The sequence below is a fragment of the Pseudomonas chlororaphis genome, assembly GCF_001921865.1.
GTDB lineage: Bacteria > Pseudomonadota > Gammaproteobacteria > Pseudomonadales > Pseudomonadaceae > Aquipseudomonas > Aquipseudomonas chlororaphis_D.
In genome coordinates, this window is sequence record NZ_MSCT01000008.1 from 493921 (window position 1) to 514853 (window position 20933).

Genomic DNA, 20933 nt, shown 5'->3' on the forward strand with positions numbered 1-20933 from the left:
CCCCCTACGCTGCGTGTGCTGCAGGAGTTGCTTCTGCAGCCAGGTGGTTGATGGATTCGACGACCTTCTCGTACATCTGTACGTCGCTACCGCATACGGTGAAGCACTTGGTGCGAGGGCGTTTCACTCCGATGCTCATGATCGTCGTGACACCTGTTCGCGTCTGGGTGCGATGGATTGCAAGTTGGATCGGCAGGTCGAAGCCGAGGTCCAGGCTCAGGAAGCCCCCGGTGCGTACCAGTTCGAACACCTGTTGCTGGAGTTCGACAGGAAAGGCGCCATAGCGCCGGTTTGCATGGAGGGGCCGGAGTTCGGCCGTGTTGCTGGGATCGAAGGGGCCGTTAACGATCTCTTCAATGAAGTCGGCCAGCTTCAGGTGCATCTTCTTTTCGTTTTGCAAGGTCAGCGTGTGGCGTTCGCTTCCCAGCTCGACGGTGAAGAGCGTGTCGGATTTGCTGCGTTCAACCTTGAGGCGAAACGAAAGCACATCACGCCGTGGAGTGGAGCGGAGCGTGTGAATGAAGGTTTCGGTCAGATTGACTTGGGCGCTGAGCAGCGTAAGCGTGCGATTGTCGAGTTTGTACTTGCTCATGCTGCATGCCCTCCGCCATTTGGGCCGAAGGGGGTGCTGCTGGTTTTATGTTTGGGCTTGCTGGCAACAAAGGTGCAGCGGTGTTCGCGAGCTAGATTACGAACTTCGAATACACGGATGGGGTTGCACGCTGGATGGGCATGTAGGGTTGCTGTGGTGTGCATGGTTTTGCCTCGCTCTGTGGTGGAAGAGTGAGGCAAAAGATAACCTTTGCGGATAGCCTGTCAAGAAAAAATTAACCTAAAAGGTTAATTTAAAAATTAAACTACCTGAAAGGGTATTACGAATACTGAAATTCATTCATCAAGTCGTTAAGAGTAGATATATAGACTTTCACCTTAATGTCATATAGGTCCGCGAGATGTCGTAGATCTGTGCGAAGTTTATTTTCATCCAAAGGTAATGAATCGAGTACCAGCATTAAGTGAATTGTGAAGGATTTACTCGAATCTTTGAAGGTGTCGGCAATTTCCTCGAACGACTTAAGAGCAGGGATGAATCTTTTTATATCAATAAAATCTGATTTGAAGATTTTCACTTCGAGAGCATGTGCTTCATACCTGTCCATGGTGAAGCCATCAAAAACAATCGAGCTGGTTCCGTCTGGAAAGAGTAAGTATTGATTGGGCTTCAGCTCTTTTTCAATATATCTGGATACTTTTGCAATGCTTAGTCTTTCAGCTAGATTAATATCATTAATTAATGAGTCCTTTTTGAACTCAAATTTAACTTTGTATGGTGCTTGGGTTTCTTTTATGTGAATGTTTTCAGTTGATGATAATTTTGAATCTGAGCCTGGAGTATCCGCTATTGTCTTGTGTTCAGGTGTTCCGATTTTCGCGGGGTCGTGATCAGTCGCAGCCTGAACAGGTTGAGCGGCATCTTGCTTAATTTCTTCAATTTCATCTCGTAGCTTTTGTCCCTGAAGCTCTGGTGTTGCTGGCCTCTCGAGTGGGGCTAGGAAATTTTTTTCGTTTTTGTAATCTGAAGGCGCGTATAGAGCTTTATGATTGAAGTTTAAAGTGAGGAAAAAAATCCCTACTAGAAAGAAAGGAAATAGCATCAGAAACCAGATATATGTTGATTGGTTGCTTTGCTCAATGAATGGTAGTACGGATGTTCCACTAATCTCGGCAATTGCAGCGAAGATAGATATTACGGTTAATGGATTCTTGATGTGTCCCGTTTTTCCTAGCATGAGGTTTTCCGTGAATATCATTTATCAATTTATAATGCGGCTGGGAGTTAGAGGTCTGAGATCTTCCATCTGGCGCGGCCGCATATTGCCCATTCTTCATTCATTCGAATAATTCGTTCAGGCCAATCGGGATTTAGAGCAAAGAGATATTGTTCCCCGCCTTCTTGTCTAAGTTGCTTGAGAGTAGCAGCTTGATCCCTTATTCGTTTCGCTGCCACAAAATGCCCAGGTAGTGCCTCCAGTGACGGGTCAATTACGATCTTGTCCCCTTCCATGAATTTAGGCTCCATGCTCATTCCTTCAACGCGGAGGATGAAGGCTCGGGGTCCTACTGGTCCCGGTGCGTCAATCCACTCTTCAGCGTCCCTTGGGTCAAAATTTACATGTGTCTCGCACCAAGCACCGGCGGCAATTGATCCCATTACGGGGAGTTTTCGTCCCGTATGGCTAAGCACGGTTGCGTTGTTGAACTCCCCAATCCCGTAGGGCATATCGAGATACCCATCATGAAGGTGTAGGGCCTTCTCAAGCTCTCGAGCAATTTGGTCCCCAATGCCTTTCGTTGGGTTCTTACCACCAAAAGCGCTCACTTGTGCAGGGGCTTTTCCTAAACGGTCGGCGACGTCTGTCAGGCGGAGCTTTTGCTCTGCTATGACTCTGCGGAAATTCTGAAGACGAGTATCTGAAATTTTCATTTGGAGATTCTGGCGGGATTAACCTTCTGGGTGAATGCTCTTTTTGGTGTTGCAAAAAACAACCTTAAAGGTTAATTTTGTCGTCGAGAGATGCATCCATGAAGCTACGCGATTACATAACAGGAATGGATTCACAAGCGCTTGCAACGTACGCCAAGCGCTGCCGAATTGCTGATAGTTACCTGCGCTTACACGTCAAATATGCGAGCAAAGATCCGAGTGTTTCTTTGATCAAAGCTTTGGCACATGAGAGTGATGGGAACGTGTCGCTCGCCGAAGTTCTGGAGCATTTCGGCGTCATCGATATTGTTCCTGTAGGCAAAGCAGCATAGCTAGAAAAAAGGCGACCCAAGGGCCGCCCAGTTCCTCCCGACACGCACCACCACAGCGCTGTCGGGTCGCGGTAAAAGGTAGGCGGGCACACCACATGCGAACCGCCGATTCTTACCGCGCTTTTCAAGGTACGGATACCTTGGGTTGCTGCCTTTCTCCACCACAGATAGGGCAGCTGTTGCGCCAGAGGTGAGCGACGGATCGCTCGCCTCGGCACGGTGCCGGTGTCGGTCTTGCGGACCTCGCCGGCTTTTGGGCCTCTTCAAGCCACGCGACAAATGTATCACCACTGCATGTCGCGCGGCACTGGCAACCTACAAGGATTAATGCCATGAGCCGTATCGCTCTGAGTTCAATCGACCGGGCGCAGCGGGAAATCCTGCCGCTCGATCTCGCGCTTTACCATGCTGCTCGGGACTACCCGGGCGGCGCCGCAGCCATCGCCGCCACCACCGGCAGAAACGCCACCACCCTGCAGCACAAGCTGTCCCCGACCCATCCCAGCCACACCGTGAACATTCAAGAGTTCGGCGAAATCCTGGAACTGACCAAGGATCGCCGCATTCTGGATGCAGTGCATGCGCTGGTTGGCGACACGACCTGGCAGGAGCTGGCCGAGGCGTACACCAACGATATGCCCGAGACCCTGACCACTGGTATCGCCACGTACTTTCGGCAGGTGGCAGATCTGGCCGAGACCTGGGCCAAGAGCATCGGCGATGGGGTGGTGAGCGACCAAGAATTGGCCGCGATTCGCCTGCAAGTTTTCCGCGGGATTCAGGGGCTGCTGGGGTTGTTCAACCGCGCTACCTATGTCAACCAGACAACGCGGGGTGCTGACCGTGGCTGATATTGCCGACTTCGCTAACGACCTGGTGCAGGAGCGTATCGACCAGGCGCTTGCTGCACGTAACGCCGCCAAGCCCGCTGTGGCGGCGCATTCGTTCCTATTCTGTGAAGGGTGCGATGAACCAATCCCGGAAGCGCGCCGTTTAGCTTTGCCAGGGTGCACCCAGTGTGTGCGTTGCCAGTCCATCGACGAAGCGCGGGAGGCCCGCCATGCTCGATGAGGTATTGGGGCAGTTCGCGGACTACGGCCTTGAGCCCACGCAGCCGTTGGTTTTCGGCAAGCTGACACGCTGCAAGACTTCGCAGGATAAGGGCAAGGAAAAGAACGGTTGGTACGTGGTGCACGAACACCGCACGGAGAAAGGCGACACGCTGATCTTCGGCAGCTTCGGTGATTGGCGTTCGGGCGAGACGCAGAAGATCAAGGTCAAGGCCGGGCGGATGTCGCCGGAGGAGCGCGAGGTTATGCGCGCTCGGCAGGAGGAGGCCAAGCGCCGGGCTGTCGAAATTGCGGCCAATGCTGCACGTCGTGCGGCGAAGCGGGCGGCGGGTATGTTCAAGCGCATGCCGGAAAAGGGGCGCAGCGAGTATCTGGATCGCAAGCAGATCGTCGGTTTCGGCGTTCGCTATGCGCCGCGGTCCGGGGCCTTCCTGGTGCCGATGTGCAACGTGCGAGACGAGATTGTCGGCTTGCAGGTGGTCTTTCCATCGAAGCAGGAAGACACCGGCCGGGACAAGTCCTACTGGCCCTACGGGATGTCCAAGGAGGGGGCGTTTCATCTGATCGGCCCGCATCCGGATCCGGGCGAACCTGTGCTGGTCTGTGAGGGCTACGCCACTGGCGCCAGCCTGCACATGGCGACTTCGCTGACGGTCGCGGTCGCGTTCGATGCGGGCAACTTATTGGTGGTCTGCAAGGCCATGCGCGAGCGCTTTGCGGGTTGCCCGCTGATCATCTGCCGGGACGATGACTGGAAGACTACGAAGCCGAATGGTGATCCCTGGAACCCTGGTGAGGAGAAGGCCAACAATGCCGCGTTGATCGTCGGTGGCCAGGTGGTCGCGCCGATCTTTTCCGGCGAGCGGCAAGAGAAGTGGACCGACTTCAATGACCTGCATGTTGCCGAAGGCCTGGAGGCGGTGCGTCGCCAGGTATTGGTGGTGGTCAAGCCGCCTGCAGCCGGTGGCTGGAAGGATCTTCTGGCTCGTAGTGAGAGCGGCGCCTTGATCGCGCATATGCAGAACGTCGAGCTGATCCTGGCCAATGATGAGCGCTGGGCCGGGGTGATCAGTTACAGCGCCTTCAGCTCGAAGATCGTCAAGCTGCGTACAGCCCCTTATGGTGGCGGCACGGGCGACTGGGCCGATATCGACGATATGCGTGTCATGAAATGGCTTGCGCAGCAGTACAACCTGCGGGTCAAGGCATCCCACGTGATCGAGGCAGTGAGTGTGGTTGCCCATGACCATGCCTTTCACCCGGTGCGTCAGTACCTGCAAAAGCTGGAGTGGGACCGAGTGCCGCGCCTGGAAAGCTGGTTGACCGACGTCATGGGGGTGAAGCTCAGTGACTACACGTCCAAGGTCGGCAAACGCTGGATGCTCTCGGCTGTTGCCAGGGTGATGAAACCAGGCTGTAAGGCGGACTCGGTGATTATCCTCGAAGGGGCACAGGGCGCTGGTAAGTCAACGGCGATGAGTATCCTCGGCGGAGATTGGTTCATGGACACGCCGTTCGCTCTGGGCGACAAGGACGGCTTCCAGGCGATCCGTGGTAAGTGGATTGTCGAGCTGGGGGAATTGGACAGTTTCAACAAGGCCGAGTCGACCAAGGCGAAGCAGTTTTTTTCTGCCTCGACTGACACTTACCGCGAGAGCTATGGCCGCAGAACGATGGACGTGCCACGCCAGTGTGTGTTCGTCGGCACGACAAACCAGGACGAGTACCTGAAGGACGCCACGGGCAACCGCCGCTATTGGCCGGTGGCATGCACGAAGGTGGACCTCCAGTTATTGCGACAGATCCGCGACCAGCTATGGGCCGAGGCGATGTTCTGCTATGAGGCGGGCGACCTCTGGTGGGTGACGCTGGACGAGGCGGCAATGTTCGGCGATGAGCAGGACGAGCGTTTTGTGGTGGATGAGTGGGAAGGGCCAATCTTGACCTGGCTTGAGGAGTCTCAGATCGGCGAAACCACCACCGGCAGCGAGGTGCTGTCTAGCGCGCTGAAGCTGGACTACGGGCATTGGAGCAAGCCGGAGCAGATCCGGGTCGGTGCGATCATGCATCGGTTGGGTTGGCGGCGTGTGCGTTTGCCTGCGTTGGTGAAAAGCGGCCAGCGGCCCTGGGCTTACAAGAAGCCGGCGGGCTGGGGCGCTGCGTCAGCGTTGCAGCGAGAAGCGTTCGAGGAGCCTTGCTTTGATTAAGCGAATCGACGAAATGCTCAAGCTGTGGGCTGAGGATCTGCACAGCCCGCACGAAGGTGGGGTGGAGCTGGGCGGCGGCAATATGATCGCGATGTTGATGGAGTGCAAAGGCGAGCTGATACGGGGGACTCGCGGCAGTCGGGTGCTGTTGGACGAGTCGGCGGATATCGAGCTGATCGTGAACAAACATCTGCCTGCACAGCTGTCGATTCTGGTCTGGGAGCATTACTGCAATCACGACAGCTTCTTGTCGCAGAAGATGCTGCATTGCGGATGCAGCGCGCCGACCTATTACCGCCGCTTGCACGAAGCTCATGTACTGATCGACAGCATGCTGATGGGGAAGGCTGCGTGACCTCGGGCTTAGTTCCGGTTATCGCTGTCCCAATGGCCCGTGTTTGCCCCATTGCGTTTAGGCGCGATGGGACAAGCGCGGGCCTTGTGTTTGTTGACTTGTCCCATAGTCCCATCCAAAAGCCTCCCGCTCGTGTGAGCAAAGCACGAGCCTGTACGCGCCGTCGCGCGCATGCGTGTTTTTAGATTTTCTTCTTTACACGAGGAAAAGTATAAATAGATGGGACAATGGGGCAGAGCCCCGAATTTAGGCGCTCTCAGGAGTCCCATACTCAAGTTGAGGTATGGGGTATATGAGACACCGCCGAATCAACAGAATGCCGAGGTGGGATATTCACCGACATTCGCTAGACGTTCACCCGGTGTTGCCCACTTATTCATCGGGTGGCATTAAAGCGGGGTTGCTGCCATGAGAATCGACCTGTAAAAAGTAGTCATCTTCGATAGGTGTGACCGCAGAGAGCGGCAGGCACCACACTCACCAAACCCGGCCCTTGCGCCGGGTTTTTGCGTTTAAGGGGCAGGGGAATGACGAACGAGCAGCAAACGCTGGTGGATATGCCGATCTGGATGCTGATCGTTCTTTCACTGGTCGGCGGTGTGTCGGGCGAGATGTGGCGGGCCGACAAGGCAGGCGCCCGGGGCTGGTCGTTGATTCGCCGCCTGGCCTTGAGATCGGGGGCATGTGTGGTCTGTGGGCTGGGCACCATCATGCTGTTACACGCCGCCGGGGTTTCGATCCTCGCGGCAGGCGGGATCGGATGCCTCACGGCAATGGCCGGGGCCGATGTTGCCATTGGCCTGTACGAACGCTGGGCGGCGAAGCGGCTGGGCGTCTGTGAGATGCCCAGGGCCGGCAAGACGGATGTGGAGTAGGGCGATCTACCGTGTTGGTGGTATGTCTCGCCCATATCCGTTGGGCTTAGCCGTCAATCTCCCTGAGGGAGACAACAAGAGTTGTTTTGAAGTAGCCCCGCAGCCTTACCTGCTCAAGCACTTTGTCTTTATCGATGCGGGTGGGCAATTCACCGAAATCTGGGTCACAGGTTCGGTTTAGTACCAGTCCTTTCAGAAAGGTCGGCTCGTCAATCGACAGAGTGTGAATGTCCTTGCCCTGTTCAACGATCAGAAGTTTCTCAAGCGCCTGATCGCGATAGATATCTAACTGCATTGCTAAGTCCTTTTTTGATGAGGCGTCGTGTCGGTGCCTCCCAACCGGACTTGTTATCACGACTAGTCCATTTTTCACAGCTCGCCATCTCGGTGGGCCTTTCGTTAATGAGGTGTATCAATGAGCCAGAAGGTTTTTTCTGTATTTCTTCCTGACCGCCGTTCGCCGATCCGCATCGAAGCTGACAGCTTCCATCATTACGGTTGCGAGATGGCGCTGCACAAGGGCGAGGTAATGGTTGCGCGCTCTTCTGATCGCGGCTTCGTTGTACGGGACGATTTGGTGCTTGATTTCGACTCTGTGGACCAAATTGCTCCGCTCGCTGTTTCCGAGATCAAAGCCCATCCTGCTCCTGTTTGGCCATTCCTGGCCGGAGCTGGTACGGCTTTGGCGATCCTGTGTGTTGCCGCGAGCTGGTTGGTTTGATGGTGCGCCTGGCCATTGCCGGCTAGGGTCGGGGGGGAGTGAAATCTGGGTCCTCCCCCCGGCCCGCCCCCTACACGGGTGCGCAGACTCGCGGTTTCTCTGCAGCTAAGATTTTTGCAGGGATGTCCGTCTTTTCAAGGACTTAACGATGGGCAAGACAGTCAGCAAGGTTGAACTGGGCGAGATCGTCGGTCGAGACGAACGCACCTTGAGCCGTTGGCAGAAGAGTGGAATGCCGGTGATCGAATTCGGCGTGGGACGCGGCAACGAAAACCAGTACGACACCCAGGCGGTGGTCGAATGGCTGATGCAGCAGGCCGCGTTGAACGGCAAAAAGGAGTCCGCCCGGGACAGATATGACAGGCTGCGGGGCGATGATCTGGAGGTGGAGCTGGCCAAGAAACTTGGCCAAGTGGTCCTAGAAACAGACATGGTCGAGCGCTTCGAGGCGGTGATCACTGCTGCGAAGATTGAGCTGCTGAACACCCTCCCCGATGAGCTGGCGGCGACTTTGTCCGCGCACTACGGCGTGCAGGTCGACGACCAACTGATTCGTGAGCCCATCGAACTAATACTCAGGAGGTTGTCCGCGTATGACGAGGATGACGACGATCCCGAATGGGATCCTGACGAGCCGGACGATGAGGAGGGCTCTGAAGAAGACGGCGATTAAGGGGATCAGCCGAGCGTGTCGCAAATGGGCACCGGCCCCGCGAATGAGCATCATCGAATGGGCTGACAAGTACCGTTACCTGTCAACGGAAGAGGCGGGCCAGCCAGGAAAATACCGGTTCGATGTTACGCCTCACCTGATCTGGCCTGGTGGCCCACTGGAAGCCCTAGACGATCCAAATGTGTTTGAGGTCGTTGGTCGCAAGTCCGCCCAGGTGGCATGGACATCGGGCGTGATGGGTAACGCCATAGGCAAATGGATTGACCTCGACCCGTCCCCGATCCTGATCCTGTTCCCCAAAGCCGAAGCGGCCAAGCAATACGTGGCGGAAAAGCTTGGACCGATGATCGCCGCGACCAAGCGCTTGCGCAAAAAGGTCGATCTGGGCAGCCGAAAGCTGCAGCAGCGTCAGGATTTCAAGCGGTTCCCCGGCGGCTTCCTCAAGATGGTCGGCTCCAACAGCCCGGCCAGTGTGAAGTCCACCCCCGTGCCTCGCGTTGCGGTGGAAGAGCCCGACGACTGCAACCTGAACCTGCGGGGGCAGGGGGACAGCATCAAGCTGGCCAAGGAGCGCCTCAAGACGTTCCGGCGCTCGAAGATCATCATCGGCGGTACCCCGACCATCAAGGGACTGTCGGCGATCGATGCCGAGTTGGAACTGTCGGACAAGCGCGTGGGCCTGGTCCCATGCCACGGCTGCGGCCAAGCGCACGCGCTGAGCTTCGACCACCTGCACTGCGACGAGGACGAGCATTATCTCCATGAGGTGTATGGCAAGCGCCGCCCGGAAACGGCGTATTACGCATGCCCTCACTGCGGCGAGATCTGGGATGACCACCAGAAGAACGCCAACCTCCAGCATGGGCGCTGGCAGGCTACTGCCGAATTCCGCGGCATTGCCGGCTACATCCTCAACGAGCTGTACGCTACGTTCCACGGCTCGCGCTTTGAAAAGTTGATGGAGAAGAAGCTGCAGGCCGAACACGCGGCATCGCTTGGCAATAACGGTCCGATGATTGCTTTTACCAACAGCCAGATGGGCGAGTGCTACGAGTACAAGAGCAACGCGCCCAAGACGGACGAGCTGGAGAAGCGTGCCGAGCCTTACGCCGAATTGACGGCCCCGAGGGGCACGCTGCTGGTCACGGTCGGCGTCGACGTCCAGGGCGATCGTCTTGCCCTGGTCATTGTCGGGTGGGGAAGAGGCGAGGAGTCGTGGCGGTTGTATTGGGGCGAGCTGCCTGGCAACCCCATCGACCCGAATGACGGGGTGTGGACGGATCTCGACCGGATCATCGCAACGCCGATCCCCACCGAGAGCGGTGCGCAACTGGCCGTGTCGGCGGTCAGCATCGATAGCTCCGACGGCAACACCAGCGATGCGGTGTACACCTACGTTCGGGATCGCCAACGCTTCAACATCATGGCGATCAAGGGCGCGTCCAACGACAGCCGGGACCGGGAGATCTTCACCAAGCCGGCCCAGTCAGCGGACACCAGCCAGGACAACACCAAGGCCGCCAAGTATGGCCTGCGCGTGTTCATCGTCGGTACCCACAAGGCCAAGACGCTGATCGATGGCCGGATGCGGCTCAAGGGCAGCGGGCCAGGGCGTATGCACTGGTACAGCGAGATCCGCGCGGACTACTACGAGCAGGTGACCAACGAGGTCCTGGCGCCCCACCCGCGCACCCCCAGCAAGATGGTCTGGCAGAAGAAGGCCGGCCGGCGCAACGAAGCGCTGGACTGCGAGGTATACGCCTTGCACGCCGCTCGCAGCCTGAAAACCCACCTGCTGCGCGATCACGAATGGGACCAGCTGGAGCAGCAACAGCTTCAGCCCACCCTCTTCACTACTGAACAGGCGGTGGCGCCGATTCCTCGTCGCGTGGTTTCGCGCGGCAGGGGCACACGGAGCCGCGTCAGCTAACCGAGGTTCACCATGACAGATGCACAACAACGCCTTGCCGAAGTCCGGGCGGCGATCTCGCGCGTCCTGAAGAGCGGCCAGCGGCTGCGTCGGCAGGATCGCGAGGTCCAGCTGGCCGAGCTGAACAGCTTGCGCTTGCTGGAGAAACAGTACGCCGAAGAGGTCGCCGCAGAACAGGCAACGCTTCAGGGCCGGGGTCGTAACCGCATTTCCTACATGGGGCTCTGACCATGTGGCCGTTCCGTAAACAGGAGTCGGCTGCCGAGCAGCTGATGACCGAAGCGATCCGAGTGGCCAGGGCATCGGTCGATGGGCAACAGATCGTCGCTCAGGGCGGCGGCGGTGGAGTTGAAACCCGCTGGCGCGGCGCGTCTCGGGTGTTGCGCAGTGTAGCCAGCTGGCTGCCTGGTCTTGGCAGCCCACGACGTGACTTCAATCAGAGTGAGCGCCGCATGCTGGTGGCGCGCTCGCGTGATGCCATGCGAAACCACCTGGTGGCCCGCGCGGCAATCACGCGGTTGCGCACCAACGTTGTGGGCACGGGGCTGGTCTGCCGTGCCCAGGTCGATCATGAAGCGCTGGGCTTGACCGAAGAGGAGGCCGAACAGCTCAACGCTCAACTGGACCGGTTGTGGTCGCTGTATGCCGATGACCCGCGGGAGTGCGACGCCGAGGCAACGCTCAACCATTACCAGCTGCAGGCCCTGGTGCTGGTGTCGTCGATGGTGGCGGGCGATGTGTTCGTGGCCAGCCCGGACCAGGAGCGTCCCGGTTGCATCTTCAGCACGCGGTTGCAGTTGATCGAGTCCGACCGTGTCGGCAACCCGAACGGCGGCATGGATCGCGCGGACCTGGTGGAAGGTGTCGAGTTCGACGGGCTGGGTTCGCCGGTGGCGTACCACGTGTGTTCCGGCTACCCCGGCGAGCATCTGGCGGGAAAAACGCTGTCTTGGGAGCGGTTGGCCGTGTTCGGTGCTGAGACTGGACGGCGTCGCGTGCTGCACGTCATGGCCGACAAGGAGCGACCAGGGCAGAAGCGCGGCGCACCCTACTTGTCCCCGGTGCTGGAGCCCCTGCAGAAGCTGGAGCGCTACAGCAGCGCCGAGCTGATGGCGGCAGTGATCTCGGCGATGTTTACCGTGTTCATCAAGAAGGGCAATGACTTCAACCCCGGCAACCTGCCGATGTCGGCTCTGACGGAAGAACAGCCCGGAGGGGATGACACCTCTGACGGTACGCTTGCCCTGGGTGAGGGCGCCATCGTCGACCTCGGCGTGGGAGAGGAGCCGATGGTGGCCAACCCCGGTCGCCCGAATGCCCAGTTCGACCCGTTCTTTACCGCGGTGGTGAAGGAGATCGGCGCGGCACTGGAACTGCCGCTGGAAGAGCTGCTGTTGCACTACAGCAGCAGTTACAGCGCGGCCCGTGCTGCGATGCTCCAGGCCTGGCGCTTCTACAGCTTGCGCCGCTGGTGGCTGGCCTGCGACTTCTGCCAGCCGAGCCGCGAGCTGGTCATCGATGAGGCCGTAGCACGTGGGTTGATCGACCTGCCCGGATACAACGCTCCGGCCAGGCGCAAAGCCTATTGCCAGGCCATCTGGATCGGGCCAGCGCGAGGGGCCATCGACGAGCTGAAGGAAGCCAACGCTGCCGGCAAGCGCATCGAGATCGGCGTGAGCAACGAGACCCTGGAAACCGCAGCGATGACTGGCGAGCCCTGGCAGCAGGTCATTCGTCAGCGAACCCGCGAAATCACTTATCGCCGTGCCAACAACATGCAGGCCCTGCCCAAGAGCGGGCTTGAGTCTCCGCCTGACCCCAACCCCGAAGAGGAATAGACATGCCTCGAGCACTCGAGCTGGCGGCCTCGCAGCCCTGGCTGATGCTGCCCGACGCGCTGGACAACTTGCTGACCATCTCCGACCGCATGGGCGATCCGATGGCGCTGGCGACCAAGCGTGGCGAGCAGTTGGAGGACACCCGCAAGGTGACCATGCGCAACGGCGTGGCAGTGGTACCGGTCGTTGGACCGATCTTCCGCTACGCGAACCTGTTCACCGAGATCAGCGGTGCGACCAGTACGCAGGTCCTGGCCACGGACATTCAGCGAGCGCTGGATGACCCCAAGGTCAGGTCGATCGTACTCAACATCGACAGCCCTGGCGGTGTCGCGGCGGGCATCAACGAGCTGGCCGAGATGATCTACGCCGGCCGTGAGCGTAAGCGCATCGTCGCGTACATCGGCGGTATCGGGGCCAGTGCGGCCTACTGGATCGCCTCGGCAGCCAGCGAAATCGTCATCGATGAAGCCAGCCTCGCCGGCAGCATCGGTGTGGTCGTTGAGGCGGTAGTCGAGAACGAGAAGGTGAGTGGACGAACCCGTTACCAGATCGTCAGCCGCAATGCCCCCAACAAGCGCCTGGACCTCGGTACCGAGGAGGGCCGCGCCAAGATGGGCGAGACCATCGACGCCCTGGGCGAAGTCTTTGTGGGCAAGGTTGCCCGCAACCTCGGCGTAGCAGCCGAGAAAGTGCCCGAGATGGGCGATCACGGCGGGATCCGTGTCGGCGCCGACGCTGTCCAGCACGGCCTGGCCCATCGCGTGGGCTCGCTCGAATCCCTGATCACTGAACTGGCCAAGCCGGCCCTCAACTCCCCGAGGATACACACCATGACCACCGTCAAGACCACAGCAGAACTGCGCACGGCGATTGCCGCTGGCACCGACCCCAACACCATCGAGATCGCCCAGGCCGATCAGCCTGACACCTCGGCGATCCGCACCGAGGCTGCCACCGCCGAGCGTGATCGTATCAAGGGCATCAACGCCCTGGCCGTCAAAGGCTTCGAGAAGGAAATCGACGCGGCCATCGACGACGGTAGTTCGGTCGAGGCCACCGCCCTGGTGCTGTTCAAGGCTTCTCAGGATCGCGGTATCTCGCTGGCTGGCATCAAGAGTGATGCCCAAGGCGTCACCAGTGCTACCCCACCCGCAGGCGGCAAGGAAGGTGATCGTAAGGCCGCCGTCAGCGCAATCGTTGCAGGCGCCTCGCGCCGCTAATAGGAGCCCCAAATGGCAAACCCTGAACGCAAGACCTACCAGCCGAGCCAGCTCTCGGCGGGCGATTTCCCCATCGTGATGGACACCGGTGTCATCGCAACTGGCCAGAAGCTGGCCCGCGGCGCGGTGCTGGGCCAGGTCACTGCCAGCGGTGAATACCTGCTGTGCAAGGCCGCGGCCGAGGACGGTTCGCAGAAGCCCACGGCGATCCTCGACCAGGACGTCGACACCACCGACGGCGCCAAGAGCGCGCCGATCCGCCTGACCGGCCAGGTGCTGGGCAGCCAACTCACCTTTGGCGAGGGGCTGAGCCTCGCCGCTGCGAAGGCCGCGCTGCGTCCTCTCTGCCTCTTCATTCGTTGATCGGAGCACCCATGACTGACATTTTCGACACCTTGACCATGCTGGAAGCCGTCGAGCAGATGGCGACGCCGCGGCGCTTCCTCATGAACACCTTCTTCAACGGCGGTTTTCCCGAGACCTTCGGCACCGAAGCGGTCACCATCGACATCGTGAAGGGCCAACGCAAAATGGCGCCGTTCGTACACCCGACCCTGCCAGGCAGCGTGTCGCAGCGTACCGGCATCAGCTCGTCGACCTACAAGCCGCCGTACATTCAGCCGAAGCGCGAAACCCGTGCAGAGTTGATCCTGAAACGTAGTGCCGGCGAGAACCCATTCTCGACACGTACTGCGCTTGAGCGAGCCGGTGAACGACTTGGCCGTGACCTGGTGGATCTCGATGACGAGATCACCCGCCGCGAGGAGTGGATGTGCGCCCAGGCGCTGACTACCGGGCGTATCCAGGTAGTCGGCGAGGGGGTGGATGACACCATCGACTTCCTCATGGAAGACACCCACAAGGTCACACTTGCCACCGGTCGCTGGAACACCGAGGCCTCTGACCCGATCGCCAATCTGCGCCAGTGGCGTCGTCTGATCGCCAAGGACTCCGGCCGCTCGGCAAACGTAGCGGTGTTGAGCGCCGAGGCGCAGGACGCCTTCCAAGGCAACAAGACGGTGTTGGCGCAGCTGAACAGTCGGCGCGTGGACATGGGCCTGATCAAGCCTGCAGAACTGCCGGACGGGGTGACCTACCTTGGCTACCTCAATGATCCGGGCATCGATCTGTATGCCTATGACGAGTGGTACCTGGACGCGGCCGATGACGAGCAACCGGTGATTCCTGCCGGCGGCTTGATCCTGGGCTCCACCTCGACCCGCAACGCCATGCTCTATGCGGCCATTCAGGATCTGGCTGCCATCGAGAGTGGTCTGGTCGAAGCAACGCGCTTCCCCAAGAGTTGGGTCACCGATGAACCAAGCGTGCGTTGGCTGAAAATCCAGTCGGCTCCTCTGGCCGGCCTGCTGGAACCGAATGCTTTCCTCTACGCGAAGGTGGTGTGACATGGCTGCGAAAACTGAATATGTAGTGGTAGACGGTTGCCTTCAGGACGGCGCCAAAGTGATCCGCCAGGGTGAGGTTTACGACCCGCCCAGCAAGGAAGTCGCCGAGCTGTTGTTGGACGAGGGCAAGATTGTTCGCCGCGGCCAGTTGCCGAAAGGTGAGCAGGAAGGCGGTGACTGATCGTGGCCTTCCGCGATCAGGTGGCAGGCATGGATGCTGCGCTACTGGAAGAGCTGGGCGATGAGGTCGAGATCGAGGGCTTCGACGAGCCGGTGAAGGGGTTCATGTCCGTGCCGTGGCAGCAGCCCAAGGTCGGCACGATCAACACCGGTCTGCGTCAACCGGTCTTTTCCGTGCGTGTCGGGAATGCTGCGGGCATCAAGGAAGGCCTGCACCTGGTCTGTGATCTTGCACCTGCGGATGGCGGTGGGCGGTATGTCATCGCCAGACGGGACCCGGATGGTACGGGCTGGATCAACTTCGCTTTGCGGGAGGTGCGATGAGCGTCGGCAGCTATCACAAGCAGTCCTCGCGCGAGGGCCTGATCACGCTTCAGGCCAACCCTCGGCAGGTGAAGGGGTTCGAGCAGTTTGCCAGCCTGGTGCCCAAGGCAGTCAACGCCGCCCAGCGACGGGCCATCAACAAGACGTTGCGCTGGCTGCGTACCCACGTTGCTCGCTCTGTAGGCCAGCAGGAGCGCATTGCCATCGCGGCGGTGCGGCAGCGCCTGCGGGCCTACACGGTGGGCAGCAACGGGCAGGGCAGGCTGTGGTTTGGTCTCAACCCGATTGAGGCCAGCCGAGCAGGCCGGGCCAGAGAGACCCGCTCCGGCGTCTCGGTAGCGGGACGGCGATATCAGGGGGCGTTCTATCGGCAGGTGTATGGCGGCAAGCCGGACATCTGGATCCGCACGGCCAGCAAGCACTTCAAAGCGAGCGACTACCCCGACAGCGAGGTTTCCAGAGCGGGCGGGAGTAGCTCGGGCTGGATTGCTGAGAACGACAGCCGCTTTCCACTGGCCAAGGCCAAGATCTCGCTCGAGGAGGTCAGGCCGCACTTCAGCTCTTGGACGAACAAAGCTCACCAGCGGCTGCTGGTGGTGATGGAGCAAGAGCTGAACTTTGAAATACACAAGCTCACACGGAGAACTGGTAATGGCTGATGATCCGATCCCTCTGGCGAGGGTGTATGCCGCGATGGAGGCGACCATCGCTCAGGCCATTCCTGGCCTGCACTACGTGGGCACGATGCCAGGGATGCTTGAACGCATCGATGTCCCTGGAATTGTTCTGGAGCTTTCCGGGTTCGAGCCCGCTGACCATGACCCAGGCACGGGCGAGGTGGCGATTGAGGCGCGCTTCGAGGCACGGGCGATTGTCGGTACCGAGCATGACAATCATCTACACGTCGTGGCGTTTATTGCTGCTCAGTTGGCGGTGCTGCTGCGTATGCAAACCTGGGGCATCGAGGTTGAGCCGGCCCAGCTGGTGCGCGCGGAGCCCGACTGGAGCAGGCCGGAGTTGGATGCATTGGCCGCATGGGTGGTCGAGTGGACCCAGATCATCTATCTCGGCGAGGAAGAATGGCCGTGGCCCAACCAGCCGCCCGGCTCGATCGTTTGGGGCTTCGTCCCTGACACCGGCCCGGGCAGTGAAGGCAGTTACCTGCCACCGGAGGCCATGGCGTGAGTTACGCATCTGCAATGCACGACCGCATGCTGGCCAGCCTGGTGATCCCTTGTCGGGTGGTCGCGGTCGATCTTGTCGCCGCGATGGTCCGGGTCTCGGACGGCAGCGGCTGGACCAGCGCCTGGGTGCGTTGGCACAGCCAGGCGGCGGGTAAGGCACGCCACTGGCGGGCGCCGAGCCTGAACGAGCAGGGCGTCCTGATCAGTCCCAGCGGCGAGCCCGCTCAGGGAACCTTCGTGCCGGGGCTGTACGGCAACGCCGGTGCCAAGCCGGACAACCGCGACCACGTCGAGACCTGGCGCTTCGAGGATGGCGGCTCGCTGATCTACGACTGGCAGGCCAAGAGCTACACCATTCAGTTGCCCAGCGGCACTGTGACCGTCCAGGTGGGTGCCTCGCAGGCGGTACTGACGGACGATGCCATCACGGCGAAGTCCAGCAGCATCAGCGCGCAGGCCGACACGATCACGTTGACTGGTCCGGTGACGATCAACGGCACGCTAACAGTGACAGGCGACATCAACGGCGGTGGCCGGATCATCGATACCACCGGCAACACGCCGAATCACAAACACTGACCAGAGCCCGCCCAGCGCGGGCTTTTTTATGCCTGGAGGTTCCATGGCCAAGACACAGAAAGAAGCCGGTGAGGCCGTCGAGTCCTCACCACAATCCAGCAAGGCGGTCACATTCATTGATCAGGAGTACACCCGGCGCACGCTGGTCCTGCCGGATTGGTTGGTACTCGAGGTTGTACGAGGGCAGGTCACCCTCGCGGGCGATGATGCCTCTGGCCTGGCCTACATGCGTAACCGGCCCGACTTTAAGGAGGCCTGACCGTGATCGGCATGGATCGTCGAACGGGGCAGCCGGTCTCCGGCCTGGCACACCTGCGGCAATCCATCGAGGACATTCTCGGTACCACGGTTGGCAGCCGGCGGATGCGTCCCGAGTACGGGTGCCAGCTGCGGCGTTACGTGGACTTGCCGGTGAATGAAGGGTGGAAGAGCGCGGTGCAGGCTGAGGTCGCCCGGGCTTTGGGCCGCTGGGAACCGCGGCTGCGGCTGGAGCGCGTGCGCGTTGTGGCCGTTGTCGGCGGACAGATCAGCTTGCAGCTGACTGGCGAGTACCTGGGTGACAGCGCAGTGATGGAGGTGAGTGTATGAGCGCAGTGGACCTATCGCAGCTCCCGGCGCCGCAGGTGTTGGAGAGCCTGGACTTCGAGGAGATTTACGGCGAAGAGCTGCAGCGCTTCCGCGAGTACATGGACGACAAGTGGGACGCGCTGCTCGAGAGCGACCCTATCACCAAGCTCCTAGAGCTGGGAGCGTTTCGCCGGATGCAGAACCGTGCACGGGTCAACGATGCTGCGAAGGCGCTGCTACTGGCTTATGCAGAGGGGGCCGACCTTGACCAGTTGGCCGCCAATGTAAACCTGAAGCGTCTGGTGGTGCAGGCTGAGGATCTGAACGCGGTACCTCCGGTGGAGAAGGTTCTCGAAGCCCACGATGCACTGCGGGAACGCGTGCAACTGGTCTATGAGGGGCTCACCACTGCAGGGCCTCGAAACAGCTACATCCTGCATGCCCGCAATGCTTCGGGACGCGTGGCAGATGCCACAGCAGAGAGCCCGGCCCCGGCTGAAGTAGTCGTAACCGTGCTGGACCTGGAGGGCACAGGATTGGCTCCGCCTGAGCTGCTGGAGACGGTGCGCCTACATCTGAGTGACGACGATGTACGCCCCGTTGCCGATCGGCTCACGGTCCAGTCTGCCCAGATCCTGACTTATCGGGTCGATGCCCTTGTTTACATGTCGGGTACAGGACCGGAGAACGAAGCGATTCTCGCCGAATGTGAGCAACGCTTGCGGGCCTGGGTGAACCCTAGGCGTCGCTTGGGATTGGAGGTCGCGCGGTCAGGGGTAGATGCGCAGTTGCATATTGCGGGTGTCAGCCGGGTGGAGTTGGTGGGGTGGTCGGATATCCGTCCCACCAAAGCGCAGGCGGCCTGGTGTGAGGACATCAAAGTGACGCGGGGTAGCTGACATGAAAAGCCTGCTGCCGCTGAACAGTACCCTGCTGGAGCGGGGCGTTGAAGTCGCCACGGAAGAAGTGACCGAGATCCCGCTTCGGACGCTGTACAACGCTGACACCTGTCCGGTTCATCTGTTGCCGTATTTGGCCTGGGCCTGGTCGGTTGACCGTTGGGATCCGAACTGGGCCGAGTCGGTCAAGCGAGCGGCGATCAAGGCCTCGTATTACATCCATGCGCACAAAGGCACCATCGGGGCTTTGCGCCGGGTTGTTGAGCCGCTGGGCTATCTGATTGAGGTTGTCGAGTGGTGGCAGACCCAGCCGCGGGGTGTGCCCGGCACCTTCGCGTTAAAAGTGGGCGTCCTCGAAACCGGCATCACGGATGAGATGTATCGAGAGCTGGAGCGCCTGATCGACGACGCCAAGCCCGTGAGCCGGACGTTGACCGGCCTGGCTATCAGCTTGGAAACCGCCGGCACGGTGCATATCGGCGTCTGCGTCACCGACGGCGACGAAATTGATGTGTATCCCCCAATGCAACGTGACATCGAGGTTAGCGGATACATCCGCCTGGGTGGCCGTGAACACAACATCGACACGATGGATATTTACCCATGACAGACCAGAACAGCCAGTTTTTCGCCATTCTCACGGCTATCGGCAAGGCCAAGCAGGCAAACGCGGATGCCCTGGGCATCCCCTGGACCTTTGCCCAAATGGGCGTCGGTGATGCCAACGGCGCGGATCCTATTCCTAGCGAGCAACAAACGAAGTTGATTCATGAGAACCGCCGCGCGCCCCTGAATCAGGTGAAAGTCGACCCGAACAACGCCAACGTCATCATCGCCGAGCAAGTCATCCCCGAGAACGTGGGCGGCTGGTGGATTCGTGAAATCGGCCTTTATGATGCCGCCGGCGATCTTGTCGCGGTGGCGAACTGTGCGCCCAGCTTCAAGCCCCTGTTGAGCCAGGGCTCTGGGCGAACGCAAGTCATTCGGATGAACCTGATCGTCAGTAACACGGCGAACGTCGAGCTGAAGATTGACCCGAGCGTTGTTCTGGCAACTCGCTCCTATGTTGATGCCGCCATCACCAATGTATTGCCAGCGAACAAGGCTGCGGGAACCTACACCAAGGTCCAGATCAATAGTCGGGGTATCGTGATTGCTGGCAGTAACCCGACAACGTTGGGTGGGTACGGCATCACTGACGCGCTGAACAGCGTGACCGGTGGCGACGTAGCCGGGACAATTAACCTTACTAATGCCCGCAGCATCACGACCGTCGCGGCGGATTCGGCCAGTTGGGCCGGCGGCCTTCATGCTGTGAGCAGGGTGTCTAGAAACATCCTCTCCGGCTTTGGCGCCTGGGGTAATGGTGACTCGGTGAACACGCTGTACATGGGGTTGAGTGGTGTGCCCTGGGAATTCGGCCCCGGTGTTCGCGTGAAGGCTGATGGTGTTTATATCTCGGGGCCACTGACCGCCAACGGTGCAGGCCTGAGCGGTGTTCCCTGGGGCGGCATCACCGGCACACCGACCACGCTGGCAAGCTACGGGGTGGGCTTTGCAAGTCAGCCGGAGGCTGAGGCAGGGGCCGACACAAACAAGCCGATGAGCGCGCTGAGGGTGTTCCAGGCCATCGCTGCGAAAGTGATACAAGCGACAGAAAGCGTTCTCGGGATTGCCCGTATCGCGACCCAGACGCTGGTGAATGCTGGGGTTGACGACTCAACAATCGTGACACCCAAAAAGCTGCGGATGGGCTTTGCAATACTGCTCGCCCCAACGGGGTATGTCGCGTTGCCGGCTTGGCTGGGAGGGCTGATATTTCAGTGGGGCATTGCGTCAAACGTCCCGGTCGCTACCGCGTCCGGAGGCGCTCAGGGGCCGACACGCGATGTATCTCTTCCGCTGGCTTTCCCAAATGACACGTTCCGTATTTCTGCGTCAATGAACTTTCCGAACATGATTACCGCAAGCGCGTTCGCGCCTGGTGCAGCGTTCATATCGAAGTCCGTTATTCGTCTGCAGAACAATTACACATCATCCGCCGGCGAAATCAGCTGGTGGTGTGTGGGTTATTAAGGGATCTCT

At 59.8% G+C, this 20933-nt stretch carries 28 protein-coding genes; 24 read left to right on the top strand and 4 right to left on the bottom strand.

The genetic code is table 11. The features are described from left to right. Positions 1-4: 4 nt before the first annotated feature. The 3 genes from BTN82_RS09495 to BTN82_RS09505 form a co-directional block, all read right to left on the bottom strand. The gene (locus BTN82_RS09495) at positions 5-592 is read right to left on the bottom strand and encodes a hypothetical protein (RefSeq protein WP_075118871.1); all 588 of its coding nucleotides are present in this window, start codon (positions 590-592) and stop codon (positions 5-7) included. A gap of 280 nt (positions 593-872) precedes the next feature. Further along, positions 873-1790 (bottom strand): hypothetical protein, encoded by a 918-nt coding sequence (locus BTN82_RS30975; RefSeq protein WP_148169485.1) that lies wholly within the window; start codon positions 1788-1790, stop codon positions 873-875. Positions 1791-1837: 47 nt separating this feature from the next. Then, a complete protein-coding gene (locus BTN82_RS09505; RefSeq protein WP_075118873.1) occupies positions 1838-2485 on the bottom strand; it encodes a LexA family protein in 648 nt (215 codons plus the stop codon). Between the two features lie 98 nt (positions 2486-2583). Between BTN82_RS09505 and BTN82_RS09510 the strand changes: the two genes are divergently transcribed. The 6 genes from BTN82_RS09510 (at position 2584) to BTN82_RS09535 (ending at position 7324) form a co-directional block, all read left to right on the top strand. Next, positions 2584-2817 (top strand): hypothetical protein, encoded by a 234-nt coding sequence (locus BTN82_RS09510; protein WP_075118874.1) that lies wholly within the window; start codon positions 2584-2586, stop codon positions 2815-2817. Between the two features lie 332 nt (positions 2818-3149). Next, positions 3150-3668, top strand: coding sequence for a phage regulatory CII family protein (locus BTN82_RS09515; RefSeq protein WP_075118875.1), 519 nt, complete (start codon positions 3150-3152; stop codon positions 3666-3668). Beyond that, a complete protein-coding gene (locus tag BTN82_RS09520) occupies positions 3661-3888 on the top strand; it encodes a TraR/DksA family transcriptional regulator (protein ID WP_075118973.1) in 228 nt (75 codons plus the stop codon). Before BTN82_RS09515 ends, BTN82_RS09520 begins: the two co-directional genes overlap by 8 nt. Then, entirely contained in the window at positions 3878-6094 is a 2217-nt protein-coding gene (locus BTN82_RS09525; protein WP_075118876.1) for a VapE domain-containing protein, read from the top strand. Before BTN82_RS09520 ends, BTN82_RS09525 begins: the two co-directional genes overlap by 11 nt. Continuing rightward, on the top strand, positions 6087-6449 hold the full coding sequence (locus BTN82_RS09530; protein WP_075118877.1) for a hypothetical protein: 363 nt from the start codon (positions 6087-6089) through the stop codon (positions 6447-6449). The genes BTN82_RS09525 and BTN82_RS09530 overlap by 8 nt, the downstream gene beginning before the upstream one ends. A 527-nt stretch (positions 6450-6976) precedes the next feature. Further along, positions 6977-7324 (top strand): phage holin family protein, encoded by a 348-nt coding sequence (locus tag BTN82_RS09535; RefSeq protein WP_075118878.1) that lies wholly within the window; start codon positions 6977-6979, stop codon positions 7322-7324. Between the two features lie 46 nt (positions 7325-7370). Here BTN82_RS09535 and BTN82_RS09540 read toward each other — a convergent pair whose 3' ends face one another. Then, complete coding sequence (locus tag BTN82_RS09540; protein WP_075118879.1) at positions 7371-7619, bottom strand: hypothetical protein; 249 nt, start codon at positions 7617-7619, stop codon at positions 7371-7373. Positions 7620-7739: 120 nt separating this feature from the next. On the opposite strand from BTN82_RS09540, the gene BTN82_RS30980 reads away from it, so the two are divergent. The 18 genes from BTN82_RS30980 to BTN82_RS31485 all read left to right on the top strand — a co-directional run bounded on the left by BTN82_RS30980 (position 7740) and on the right by BTN82_RS31485 (position 20924). After that, the gene (locus BTN82_RS30980; protein WP_148169489.1) at positions 7740-8045 is read left to right on the top strand and encodes a hypothetical protein; all 306 of its coding nucleotides are present in this window, start codon (positions 7740-7742) and stop codon (positions 8043-8045) included. Positions 8046-8193: 148 nt separating this feature from the next. Then, entirely contained in the window at positions 8194-8718 is a 525-nt protein-coding gene (locus BTN82_RS09550) for a terminase small subunit (RefSeq protein ID WP_075118881.1), read from the top strand. A gap of 43 nt (positions 8719-8761) precedes the next feature. After that, on the top strand, positions 8762-10648 hold the full coding sequence (locus BTN82_RS09555; RefSeq protein ID WP_075118882.1) for a phage terminase large subunit family protein: 1887 nt from the start codon (positions 8762-8764) through the stop codon (positions 10646-10648). 12 nt (positions 10649-10660) lie between these two features. Continuing rightward, positions 10661-10876, top strand: coding sequence for a hypothetical protein (locus BTN82_RS09560; RefSeq protein WP_075118883.1), 216 nt, complete (start codon positions 10661-10663; stop codon positions 10874-10876). Between the two features lie 2 nt (positions 10877-10878). Then, entirely contained in the window at positions 10879-12486 is a 1608-nt protein-coding gene (locus BTN82_RS09565; protein ID WP_075118884.1) for a phage portal protein, read from the top strand. Positions 12487-12488: 2 nt separating this feature from the next. Then, the gene (locus BTN82_RS09570; protein ID WP_075118885.1) at positions 12489-13709 is read left to right on the top strand and encodes a S49 family peptidase; all 1221 of its coding nucleotides are present in this window, start codon (positions 12489-12491) and stop codon (positions 13707-13709) included. 12 nt (positions 13710-13721) lie between these two features. Then, on the top strand, positions 13722-14072 hold the full coding sequence (locus BTN82_RS09575) for a head decoration protein (protein WP_075118886.1): 351 nt from the start codon (positions 13722-13724) through the stop codon (positions 14070-14072). An 11-nt stretch (positions 14073-14083) separates the two neighbouring features. After that, positions 14084-15115, top strand: a complete 1032-nt coding sequence (locus BTN82_RS09580; protein WP_075118887.1) for a major capsid protein — start codon at positions 14084-14086, stop codon at positions 15113-15115. 1 nt (position 15116) lies between these two features. After that, a complete protein-coding gene (locus tag BTN82_RS09585) occupies positions 15117-15296 on the top strand; it encodes a hypothetical protein (RefSeq protein ID WP_075118888.1) in 180 nt (59 codons plus the stop codon). Between the two features lie 2 nt (positions 15297-15298). Then, positions 15299-15619 carry a hypothetical protein gene (locus BTN82_RS09590; RefSeq protein WP_075118889.1) on the top strand — a complete coding sequence of 107 codons (321 nt, stop codon included), beginning with the start codon at positions 15299-15301 and terminating at the stop codon, positions 15617-15619. After that, the gene (locus BTN82_RS09595) at positions 15616-16278 is read left to right on the top strand and encodes a hypothetical protein (RefSeq protein ID WP_075118890.1); all 663 of its coding nucleotides are present in this window, start codon (positions 15616-15618) and stop codon (positions 16276-16278) included. The genes BTN82_RS09590 and BTN82_RS09595 overlap by 4 nt, the downstream gene beginning before the upstream one ends. Beyond that, positions 16271-16804 (top strand): hypothetical protein, encoded by a 534-nt coding sequence (locus tag BTN82_RS09600; protein ID WP_075118891.1) that lies wholly within the window; start codon positions 16271-16273, stop codon positions 16802-16804. Before BTN82_RS09595 ends, BTN82_RS09600 begins: the two co-directional genes overlap by 8 nt. Further along, a complete protein-coding gene (locus BTN82_RS09605) occupies positions 16801-17382 on the top strand; it encodes a phage baseplate assembly protein V (protein WP_075118892.1) in 582 nt (193 codons plus the stop codon). Before BTN82_RS09600 ends, BTN82_RS09605 begins: the two co-directional genes overlap by 4 nt. 43 nt (positions 17383-17425) lie before the next feature. Continuing rightward, positions 17426-17641, top strand: coding sequence for a hypothetical protein (locus tag BTN82_RS09610; RefSeq protein ID WP_075118893.1), 216 nt, complete (start codon positions 17426-17428; stop codon positions 17639-17641). 2 nt (positions 17642-17643) lie between these two features. Next, the gene (locus tag BTN82_RS09615) at positions 17644-17970 is read left to right on the top strand and encodes a GPW/gp25 family protein (protein WP_075118894.1); all 327 of its coding nucleotides are present in this window, start codon (positions 17644-17646) and stop codon (positions 17968-17970) included. Further along, the gene (locus BTN82_RS09620; protein WP_075118895.1) at positions 17967-18848 is read left to right on the top strand and encodes a baseplate J/gp47 family protein; all 882 of its coding nucleotides are present in this window, start codon (positions 17967-17969) and stop codon (positions 18846-18848) included. The genes BTN82_RS09615 and BTN82_RS09620 overlap by 4 nt, the downstream gene beginning before the upstream one ends. Position 18849: 1 nt before the next feature. Continuing rightward, positions 18850-19455: a phage tail protein I gene (locus BTN82_RS09625; RefSeq protein WP_075118896.1), complete on the top strand. Its 606-nt coding sequence runs from the start codon at positions 18850-18852 to the stop codon at positions 19453-19455. Beyond that, on the top strand, positions 19452-20924 hold the full coding sequence (locus tag BTN82_RS31485) for a phage tail protein (protein ID WP_075118897.1): 1473 nt from the start codon (positions 19452-19454) through the stop codon (positions 20922-20924). Before BTN82_RS09625 ends, BTN82_RS31485 begins: the two co-directional genes overlap by 4 nt. The last annotated feature ends 9 nt before the right edge of the window (positions 20925-20933 follow it).

Bases quoted from the DNA above. Each gene is read 5' to 3' on its own strand.
- BTN82_RS09580 (WP_075118887.1), top strand. From the start codon at position 14,084: ATGACTGACATTTTCGACACCTTGACCATGCTGGAAGCCGTCGAGCAG.
- BTN82_RS30980 (WP_148169489.1), top strand. From the start codon at position 7,740: ATGAGCCAGAAGGTTTTTTCTGTATTTCTTCCTGACCGCCGTTCGCCG.
- BTN82_RS09540 (WP_075118879.1), bottom strand. From the start codon at position 7,619: ATGCAGTTAGATATCTATCGCGATCAGGCGCTTGAGAAACTTCTGATC.
- BTN82_RS09505 (WP_075118873.1), bottom strand. From the start codon at position 2,485: ATGAAAATTTCAGATACTCGTCTTCAGAATTTCCGCAGAGTCATAGCA.
- BTN82_RS09625 (WP_075118896.1), top strand. From the start codon at position 18,850: ATGAAAAGCCTGCTGCCGCTGAACAGTACCCTGCTGGAGCGGGGCGTT.
- BTN82_RS09510 (WP_075118874.1), top strand. From the start codon at position 2,584: ATGAAGCTACGCGATTACATAACAGGAATGGATTCACAAGCGCTTGCA.
- BTN82_RS09570 (WP_075118885.1), top strand. From the start codon at position 12,489: ATGCCTCGAGCACTCGAGCTGGCGGCCTCGCAGCCCTGGCTGATGCTG.
- BTN82_RS09575 (WP_075118886.1), top strand. From the start codon at position 13,722: ATGGCAAACCCTGAACGCAAGACCTACCAGCCGAGCCAGCTCTCGGCG.
- BTN82_RS09600 (WP_075118891.1), top strand. From the start codon at position 16,271: ATGGCTGATGATCCGATCCCTCTGGCGAGGGTGTATGCCGCGATGGAG.
- BTN82_RS09610 (WP_075118893.1), top strand. From the start codon at position 17,426: ATGGCCAAGACACAGAAAGAAGCCGGTGAGGCCGTCGAGTCCTCACCA.
- BTN82_RS09535 (WP_075118878.1), top strand. From the start codon at position 6,977: ATGACGAACGAGCAGCAAACGCTGGTGGATATGCCGATCTGGATGCTG.
- BTN82_RS31485 (WP_075118897.1), top strand. From the start codon at position 19,452: ATGACAGACCAGAACAGCCAGTTTTTCGCCATTCTCACGGCTATCGGC.
- BTN82_RS09565 (WP_075118884.1), top strand. From the start codon at position 10,879: ATGTGGCCGTTCCGTAAACAGGAGTCGGCTGCCGAGCAGCTGATGACC.
- BTN82_RS09525 (WP_075118876.1), top strand. From the start codon at position 3,878: ATGCTCGATGAGGTATTGGGGCAGTTCGCGGACTACGGCCTTGAGCCC.
- BTN82_RS09555 (WP_075118882.1), top strand. From the start codon at position 8,762: ATGAGCATCATCGAATGGGCTGACAAGTACCGTTACCTGTCAACGGAA.
- BTN82_RS09595 (WP_075118890.1), top strand. From the start codon at position 15,616: ATGAGCGTCGGCAGCTATCACAAGCAGTCCTCGCGCGAGGGCCTGATC.
- BTN82_RS09515 (WP_075118875.1), top strand. From the start codon at position 3,150: ATGAGCCGTATCGCTCTGAGTTCAATCGACCGGGCGCAGCGGGAAATC.
- BTN82_RS09585 (WP_075118888.1), top strand. From the start codon at position 15,117: ATGGCTGCGAAAACTGAATATGTAGTGGTAGACGGTTGCCTTCAGGAC.
- BTN82_RS30975 (WP_148169485.1), bottom strand. From the start codon at position 1,790: ATGCTAGGAAAAACGGGACACATCAAGAATCCATTAACCGTAATATCT.
- BTN82_RS09550 (WP_075118881.1), top strand. From the start codon at position 8,194: ATGGGCAAGACAGTCAGCAAGGTTGAACTGGGCGAGATCGTCGGTCGA.
- BTN82_RS09620 (WP_075118895.1), top strand. From the start codon at position 17,967: ATGAGCGCAGTGGACCTATCGCAGCTCCCGGCGCCGCAGGTGTTGGAG.
- BTN82_RS09495 (WP_075118871.1), bottom strand. From the start codon at position 592: ATGAGCAAGTACAAACTCGACAATCGCACGCTTACGCTGCTCAGCGCC.
- BTN82_RS09560 (WP_075118883.1), top strand. From the start codon at position 10,661: ATGACAGATGCACAACAACGCCTTGCCGAAGTCCGGGCGGCGATCTCG.